The organism is Streptomyces sp. SID3343 (assembly GCF_009865215.1).
GTDB lineage: Bacteria > Actinomycetota > Actinomycetes > Streptomycetales > Streptomycetaceae > Embleya.
Genome location: NZ_WWJX01001492.1, coordinates 1 through 1,469, shown reverse-complemented (window position 1 = coordinate 1,469; position 1,469 = coordinate 1). Strand labels below are relative to the sequence as shown.

Genomic DNA, 1,469 nt, shown 5'->3' with positions numbered 1-1,469 from the left:
ACGACCTCGACGAGGGCATGGGCCTGCTCGCCGCCTCGGTCCGCGCCGCCGCGGCCTGACCGTACGTCTCGTCAACTCGACCACCACGGAAGGGCCCCCAACGATGATCGTGCGTTCGATCGACGACCTCGACGGAACCGACCGCGACGTCGCCGCGGACACGTGGCGCAGCCGCCGGATCGTACTCGCCAAGGAAGGCGTGGGCTTCTCCGTCCACGAGACGGTGATGTACGCGGGCACCGAGACCTCGATGTGGTACGCCAACCACATCGAAGCCGTCTTCTGTACCCAGGGCGAAGGCGAACTGACCAACGACGAGACCGGCGAGACCCACCTGATCCGGGCCGGCACGCTCTACCTCCTCGACGGCCACGAGCGGCACACCATGCGGCCCAAGACCGACATCCGCATGGTGTGCGTGTTCAATCCGCCGTGCACGGGGCGGGAGACCCACGACGAGAACGGGGTGTATCCGTTGCTCCGAGAGGAGGCGGGCGCGTGAGTACCACCACGACCGACCCGAACACGCCGACCCGAGACCCGTACCCCACCCGCACCGTCACCCACACGACGCACATCGAGCGCCGGGAGCCGGTCGTCTGGCCCGGGACCACCGGCGGGCCGCTGCTCGACGACGAGCTCAGGACGTACGACCGCAACGGCTTCCTGACCTTCGACCGATTGATCGAGCCCGACGAAGTGGTCGGCCTACGTGCCGAGTTGGACCGGATGTGCGCGGATCCGCGGATCCGCGCCGACGAGCGTACGGTCGGCGAGCCGGACTCGGACGCGGTGCGGTCGATCTTCGAGATCCACCGGATCAGTGACGTGATGGCCGAACTCGTCGCCGATCCGCGACTGGTCGACCGGGCCCGGCAGATCCTGGGTACCGAGGTGTACATCCACCAGAGTCGGGCCAACCTCAAGCCCGGTTTCGACGGGTCCGGCTTCTACTGGCACTCGGACTTCGAGACCTGGCACGCCGAGGACGGCATGCCCGCGATGCGCGCGGTGAGCATCTCGATCGCGCTGACCGACAACTACGTCCACAACGGCGCGCTGATGATCATGCCGGGCTCGCACCGTACGTTCGTCGCGTGTCCGGGGGAAACCCCGGACGGGCACTACCGGACGTCGCTGCGCCGCCAGCAGATCGGCACGCCGGACCCGGACACGCTGACCGGCTTCGCGGATCGGCACGGCATCTCGGTCGTCACCGGCGCGGCCGGTTCGGCCACGATGTTCGACAGCAACTGTATGCACGGCTCCGCCGAGAACATCACGCCGTTCCCGCGCGCGAACCTGTTCGTCGTCTACAACAGCGTCGACAACGCGTTGACCGATCCGTACGCTGCGCCCGCGCCGCGGCCGGACTTCATCGCGTCGCGCGAAACGCCGTTGCGGGGCTGACGACGTCCGTTCGGGGGCGATCGTCTCGCGTCGGCGTCGGCGTCGGCGTCGGCGTCGGC

General features: G+C 68.6%; 2 protein-coding genes. Both read left to right on the top strand.

Annotated elements, in window-relative coordinates; genetic code table 11:
• Positions 1-103 precede the first annotated feature (103 nt).
• Complete coding sequence (locus tag GT354_RS47440; protein WP_161364008.1) at positions 104-502, top strand: ectoine synthase; 399 nt, start codon at positions 104-106, stop codon at positions 500-502.
• Positions 499-1,410, top strand: coding sequence for an ectoine hydroxylase (thpD, locus tag GT354_RS47435; protein WP_161364006.1), 912 nt, complete (start codon positions 499-501; stop codon positions 1,408-1,410). Before GT354_RS47440 ends, thpD begins: the two co-directional genes overlap by 4 nt.
• Positions 1,411-1,469: the final 59 nt, after the last annotated feature.

Excerpts from the sequence above, each read along its gene's own strand:
- GT354_RS47440 (WP_161364008.1), top strand. The coding sequence starts at position 104 with ATGATCGTGCGTTCGATCGACGACCTCGACGGAACCGACCGCGACGTC.